Source organism: Pseudooceanicola sp. HF7 (genome assembly GCF_011806405.1).
GTDB lineage: Bacteria > Pseudomonadota > Alphaproteobacteria > Rhodobacterales > Rhodobacteraceae > Pseudooceanicola.
The window spans coordinates 1-6,648 of record NZ_JAATOW010000063.1; the positions used below are offsets into that span (position 1 = coordinate 1).

Genomic DNA, 6,648 nt, shown 5'->3' on the forward strand with positions numbered 1-6,648 from the left:
CTGCACCGGCAGGCGCAGCATGTAGAGCCCGTAGGCCACGCTGGAGCCGATGGAAAAGACGATAAGGATGGCCGCGATATGGGAGGGCACGCCAAGACGGCGCAGCCAGCGCAGGAAGGGGGCCAGCGTCAGGGCGATCAGCAGGCCCAGCACGATGGGCAGCACGACCACCTTCGCCAGGGAGATCGACCAGAGCACGAAAAGGATCAGCAGCCCCGTCAGCAGCAGCTCAATGCGTCGCAGGTGACGGGTGAAATGTGGCGCAGCCCCTTGCTGGGGGCCATCCTCTTCGGGACTGGCCTGTGGGGTGCTGTCTTCGCTCATCCGGATCCCGATCTGTCACGCGCTGGGCCATTGTGGCTGTCGCTAAACGTTCGCGGGCCTCCGGAAGTTCCCGCGTGAAGGGCGATCATCCCCTGACCTGCAAGACCTGGCGATGCAGGCCGCCGGGCAACTGGACATGCGCCCGGAAGCCCGGTGGGGCGGGGGCGATCAGGCCTGCCGCCGCGCGCCGGTATCGCCCGCCTGCCAGCTCTCCATCGCCAGGCCGGAGCCTGTCAGCCGGAAGTGGCTGAGCAACCCGTGCAGCACATGGGCCTGGTCGCGCAGCCGCGTGGCCTCTGCGGTGACCTCTTCGGACATGGAGGCATTCTGCTGCGTCAGGTCGCCGCTTTGCAGGACCGCCTGGTTGATCCCCTTGATGCTGATCTCCTGCTCCTCTGCCGAACTGCGGATGGTGCCGGCCAGCGTATCGATCTCCGCCATCTTGCCGCGGGTTTCGTCCAGGATCTGGCTGGTGTCATCCACCAGCTTGCCCCCGCGGGAGACATGGCCGGCGCTGGCCTCGATCAGGTCGCGGATATCGCGCGCCGCATCGGCGGAGCGATGGGCCAGCGAGCGGACCTCCGTGGCGACCACGGCAAAGCCGCGCCCGGCCTCGCCCGCGCGGGCGGCCTCCACCCCGGCGTTCAGGGCCAGCAGGTTGGTCTGCATGGCGATGTTGTCGATGACAGAGACGATCTTCGCGATTTCCGAGGAGCTCTCCGCGATCTCCTGCATGGCCTGCTGGGTCTGCTTCATGCCGGCGCTGGATTTCGCCACCATGTCATTGGCCTGGGTGGCGGTGGTCACCGCCTGGCGCGCGCCCCGGGCCGTGTCCTGCACCGTTTCGCTGATGGAGTTCAGCGCCTGGCCGCTGTCCTCCATGGCGCTGGCCTGCTGTTCGGTGCGCTGGTTCAGGGCCTGCAGGGCGCTGGCGATGGCATCGGTGCCGTCCTGCACCTCCGCGGTGGTGCCGGCGATGTCCTGCATCACCTGGTCCAGCTTCTGCATGGCCTCGTTGTAATCCTGCCGGGCGCGGGCGATTTTCTCGGGCGCATCCGCCCCGATGCGATGGGTCAGGTCCCCATCCGAGAGCCTGCGCAACGCCTGGCCCAGCACATCCATCGCCCGCTGGTCCGTCTGGGCTTCGCTGGCGAAGAAGTGGTGCATGGCCACGGCCACATCCGCGAAGATGGCCGTCATGAGTTGGTTGAACAGTTTCTCCCGATGGGCGGGGGTGACGGGGGCTGCGCCCTCTTTCTGCGCCTCCAGTCGGTGCGACAGCGCGGCGGCCAGCCCGCCGGCGTACAGCCCGTATCCGGCCAGGTACTTCGGATAGCTGATCTGCTGCGCGATATCGCGGGCCAGCTCCGACTGCCCGCTGAAATAGGCCTCAGAGAATTCCCCGGTCGCGATGCGGCTGAACTTGGTCTGCTCGCGCTTGTAAAGATCCGCCGGCAGCACCTTCATCGTCGGATCCACGACCTTGTAGGCCCGCAACAGGACCTCCCGCAGGTCGGGCATGACAAGGTCGCGGACCTCCTTGCCCAGCGTCTTCTCTTCAGCCGTCCAGGGCCGGATCTCTTTCTCGATGTTCACGTCGCGCTCCTTGCATGCACCGCGGGACCCATCGGGCGCCCGCGCAGACCATCCATGCAAACCGTGAGAAGGGCGTTAATGCCGCCGAAGTTAATGCGAACCCGCAACGAACCATGCCGATTGCCCCTGTCGCGCTACTTCTGTATCCAAGCCGCCAAACGCGATCACCCAGCCAAGGGAGCATCCACATGGCCGCCTATCAATACGTCTACCACATGTCCGGGGTCTCGAAGACCTACCCGGGTGGCAAGAAATGCTTCGAGAACATCCACCTGAACTTCCTGCCCGGCGTCAAGATCGGCGTCGTCGGCGTCAACGGCGCCGGTAAATCCACCCTGCTCAAGATCATGGCCGGCTGGGACAAGGACTTCCAGGGCGAAGCCTGGTCCGCCGAGGGGGCCAAGGTCGGCTACCTGCCCCAGGAACCCGAACTGGACCCCACGCTGGACGTGCGCGGCAATGTCATGCTTGGCGTGAAGGCCAAGAAGGACATCCTGGACCGCTACAACGAACTGGCGATGAACTACTCTGACGAGACCGCCGACGAGATGGCGCAGCTCCAGGACGAGATCGACAGCCAGAACCTCTGGGATCTGGACAGCCAGGTCGATGTCTCGATGGAGGCCCTGCGCTGCCCACCGGACGATGCCGATGTCACCACGCTGTCGGGCGGTGAGAAACGCCGCGTCGCGCTCTGCAAGCTGCTGCTGGAAGCGCCGGACATGCTGCTGCTCGACGAACCGACCAACCACCTGGACGCCGAAACCATCGCCTGGCTGCAACAGCACCTGATCGACTACAAGGGCACCATCCTCTGCGTCACCCACGACCGCTACTTCCTGGATGACATCACCAGCTGGATCCTTGAGCTCGACCGTGGCCGCGGCATCCCCTACGAGGGCAATTACTCCGCCTGGCTGGAACAGAAGGCCAAGCGCCTGCAGCAGGAAGCACGAGAGGACAAGTCCAAGCAGAAGACGCTGGAACGCGAACTGGAATGGATGCGCCAGGGGGCCAAGGCCCGTCAGGCCAAGTCCAAGGCCCGGATCAAGTCCTACAACGAACTGGCCAACCAGTCCGAGCGCGAGAAGCTGGCGAATGCCCAGATCGTCATTCCCAACGGCCCGCGCCTGGGTTCCAAGGTGATCGACGTCACCGGCCTGAAAAAGGCCATGGGCGACAAGCTGTTGATCGAGAACCTGGAATTCGCCCTGCCGCCGGGTGGCATCGTGGGCGTCATCGGCCCCAACGGCGCCGGCAAGACCACGCTGTTCAAGATGCTCACCGGCCAGGAACAGCCCGATGAGGGCGCGGTGGAATACGGCGACACGGTCAAGCTGTCCTACGTCGATCAAAGCCGGGATGACCTGGACCCCAACGCGACCGTCTGGGAGGCTATCGCGGACGGCCAGGACATCATCAAGCTGGGCGATGCGGAAGTGAACGCGCGGGCCTATTGCTCGGCCTTCAACTTCAAGGGCGGCGACCAGCAGAAGAAGGTCTCGCTGCTCTCGGGCGGGGAACGCAACCGGGTCCACATGGCGCGCCTGCTGCGCTCGGGCGGCAACGTGCTGCTGCTCGACGAACCGACCAACGACCTTGATGTGGAAACCCTGCGGGCCCTGGAAGACGCGCTGACCGAATTCGCCGGCTGCGCCGTCGTGATCTCGCACGATCGTTTCTTCCTGGACCGGATCTGCACCCACATGCTGGCCTTCGAGGGGGATGCCCATGTCGAATGGTTCGAAGGCAACTTCGAGGATTACGAGGAAGACAAGAAACGCCGCCTTGGCCCGGACGCGCTGGAGCCCAAGCGGATCAAGTACAAGAAGTTCGCGCGCTAAAGGCGCGGGAGTTTACTTGAGACGGAAAGAGGGCGGCCATCGGGCCGCCCTTTGTTTTTTTGGTGGGGGTGCGATTTCGGGAGTAAGGGCTGGTAGGGGCAGGGAGGGGGCGGATGTATCAGTGGGGTAACTGCCGGGGCTTTCGGCCCATTCCGGTCATTGGCCAGGATCACCATTGCCGCGGCGCGGCCTCCCCATACCGGACCTTCATGGCACCGCGCAGCATAGCCCAGGGCCCCAAGGTCAGTGATGCGGACCTTCCTGCCATTCGCTGCAACGCCTCGATCTGTGCCGCGCTTGCGAGACGTTTTGCTGAGGGCGGGTTGCGGACCTTCGCCGCGAATTAAACATTGCATGTACGCCTCCGGCGAGGACCGCCTGACGGGGATGTGGCTTCAATGCTAAGTCCGACCTTGTGGCAGACCTTAAGTTCACTCTCGAGATCGAGATCCAAACGGTCTTGGCAGTCCGTTTGACCCCACGAATGGCAATCGCCGCTTTGAACCTCTCAAAACAGCATCATGCCTAACGAGATCAGCCCCCCAAGGACGCCAATAATACTCAACGCTTTGAAACCAGCACTTTCATGAAGTTTGTGTACAAGCTCGGGAGACTTGCGCAAAGCTATCAACATCCGAGCCGACCTTCCAAAAACGCGCACGGCTTCGTCCCTACCGGAACTAATAGCGTCAGCTCTTGTTACACCCGGCAACTTAGGTGGTCCAACGAGCATTTCCTGCGTGAGGTACAGGATGTCCTCCCGCATTTGTTCGCACAGATCGCCTTGTGTAATTGCTTCTAGGACAGGAGCCGCATCGGAGAGCAGATCGAGATTTTCTGGCTCAAGTTCTTGCAGCGCTTGCTGCTGCAGCAGCTTCCTGTTTTCCGCCACCTGCGGATCAGTGGCCCTTATTCCCTGAGCTCCTTCTTGCAAAGCAAGAAGCAAGGCTTGGTTTTCGTCTGATGGCGGCAGCTCACCAGTTCCGATTTGCGAAGTAAGCGCCAAATGAACCGACGTAAGGTCCATCTCGACCCTTTGAGGGTCATTCGAGTAGCGCTCTAAAGTGCGGTTCAACCGACGGATTTCGAGCGAGTCAGCGTTCAATCCATTCGATGGACTCGCAAGAACGTCTTCAATCGCGTCCGCCAACTGGTCAAGTGTTGCAGACAGGAGATCAGGTTTCTCAATTCTCTTCGCGCGAACGCTGAAAACACCGGTTTCTTGGTCTTGAAGAAGGTCTTCTGCTAAAGGTAAAAGTCGGCTCAGTTCCTCCGCTTCATCTTCTGCAGGCTCTGCTTCATCTTGCTCAGAGAGTTCAAAAAACTCTTCGCCAGGAATCGGCGACCAGTCCCAAATTCCGTCTTCATCGATGATTTGCTGAGCAGCCTTTTCAATTATTTCGTCAGGGTATTCAGCAGAGAAGTTATCCCCTAGTGCCACTTGTGGCGTTTCAGGTCCGCCATAGATCCACTGGTAGCCGCCTTCTGCGCTAATATATGGCAGTGAGTTAGCAGGGTCTTCGTAGTTTGAGTAAAACCACTCTTTCATTTCTTCAATGGCAGATTCTTCATCGATTTCTTCATCATCGTAGTCTGGCTCATGTTCTAGACTGATGGAAAAATCCTGAACCAGTTCATGCCCATTAAAGTCATGAACGATCTTTCCAAGGGCCCCGATGGGATACTCCGACATCTCCCAACGAAGTTCGCCTAATTCTTCGCGATGTGTTGAAGCGCTCCACAGGCGCTCAGGACCCATACCCCGTTCTTCACTTGCAACTACCTCCCAATCAAGTTCGTCAGCCTCAATCGTAAACTTTGCTCCAGTTTCCGAATGACGAACGATTGCGACGCCGGTTGTGTCAATTCTCATCTTCGCATCTCACGAGGCAGAGTGTCTGGCTAGAGTGTCTGGCTAGGACGTCTTGCATCTCGGTCGGCTGGAAAACTACATCCCAGGACCACTTCCCCAAACCACCCGCGGCGTTCACTGCCTCAACCCACTGCTGGTTTCCTACTCTGCGCAACCTAAGGCAGACGCGGCGCGAAAGACAGCTTCATTACGCATTGCCGCCGTTCGTCCGCGATGCAGCGATCGGCAGCTCTCGCCCCGTGGTGTCGATCGAGCGTGCTTCGGCCTCGCTCCTCGCCTGAATGTCCGCTTCTACGTTGAGGCAAGGCTGCCTTCGCGACAGCTGCGAATGGCCGCTCTCCGCCCATCCAAGACCGCGATGGCAAACACAGACGCTCAACTCCCCTCAGCCGCAACGCACCCCCGCCCTCACCGGGCGGTCTTCAGCCGCATCTTGATCTGGTTGGCGCTCATCCGGATGGCCGGGCTGGTGCGCACGGCCTTGGCGATCAGCTCGTAGGTCGTGGGGTCGATGCCGCTGCTGGCGATGGCCTGTTCCGTGCTCTGACCCTCTTCGCGGAAAAGCTCCGTGCGGGCGTATTTCTTCATCTGGCTCTGGGTGAAGCCCGCCTGCCGGTAGGCCGGGCCGCCGTCTCCGTAAAGCCAGAACTGGGCCTGGGCCTCAGTGCTCAGACCGGTCGAAAGGCCTAAAGTCAGGGCAAGAAGGGCGGGGAGGGCGAAGGTCCGGGGGCGCATGGCAAGCTCCTTGGCGCAGGGCGGATGGGCGCCGGGCAAAGCGGCAGTGAAACACAGCCCAAGGATGCGCCCCGGCCAGCGCTCAGGCAAATCACGAATCCCGGCAGGGAAGGTTTCCGTAACGGCATACGCCGGTCAGATCTGCTTGTTTGTCGTCTGATTCCAGAGGGGTGCGCCCGGCTTGCCCGGGGCCCCACCCGCACCGCAAAAACAGATGGCCCCGCCGCCCCAAGGGACAGGGGGGCGGCGGGGCGTCTCCGGCCTCTGGTGACCTGC

4 protein-coding genes and 1 pseudogene are annotated in these 6,648 nt (G+C 61.6%); 1 reads left to right on the forward strand and 4 read right to left on the reverse strand.

The window, feature by feature from the left end; all coding sequences use genetic code 11:
* Together HCZ97_RS20180 and HCZ97_RS20905 are read right to left on the reverse strand one after the other, a co-directional pair.
* Window positions 1-324 (reverse strand): annotated as a pseudogene (locus HCZ97_RS20180) (hypothetical protein); the annotation flags it as partial.
* 168 nt (window positions 325-492) lie between these two features.
* Window positions 493-1,920, reverse strand: coding sequence for a methyl-accepting chemotaxis protein (locus HCZ97_RS20905; protein WP_167690914.1), 1,428 nt, complete (start codon window positions 1,918-1,920; stop codon window positions 493-495).
* Between the two features lie 188 nt (window positions 1,921-2,108).
* Between HCZ97_RS20905 and ettA the strand changes: the two genes are divergently transcribed.
* The gene (gene ettA, locus HCZ97_RS20190) at window positions 2,109-3,764 is read left to right on the forward strand and encodes an energy-dependent translational throttle protein EttA (RefSeq protein WP_167690916.1); all 1,656 of its coding nucleotides are present in this window, start codon (window positions 2,109-2,111) and stop codon (window positions 3,762-3,764) included.
* A 508-nt stretch (window positions 3,765-4,272) separates the two neighbouring features.
* Here the strand turns inward: ettA and HCZ97_RS20195 are convergent.
* A complete protein-coding gene (locus HCZ97_RS20195; RefSeq protein WP_167690917.1) occupies window positions 4,273-5,637 on the reverse strand; it encodes a hypothetical protein in 1,365 nt (454 codons plus the stop codon).
* Window positions 5,638-6,045: 408 nt separating this feature from the next.
* Complete coding sequence (locus tag HCZ97_RS20200; protein ID WP_167690918.1) at window positions 6,046-6,372, reverse strand: hypothetical protein; 327 nt, start codon at window positions 6,370-6,372, stop codon at window positions 6,046-6,048.
* Window positions 6,373-6,648: the final 276 nt, after the last annotated feature.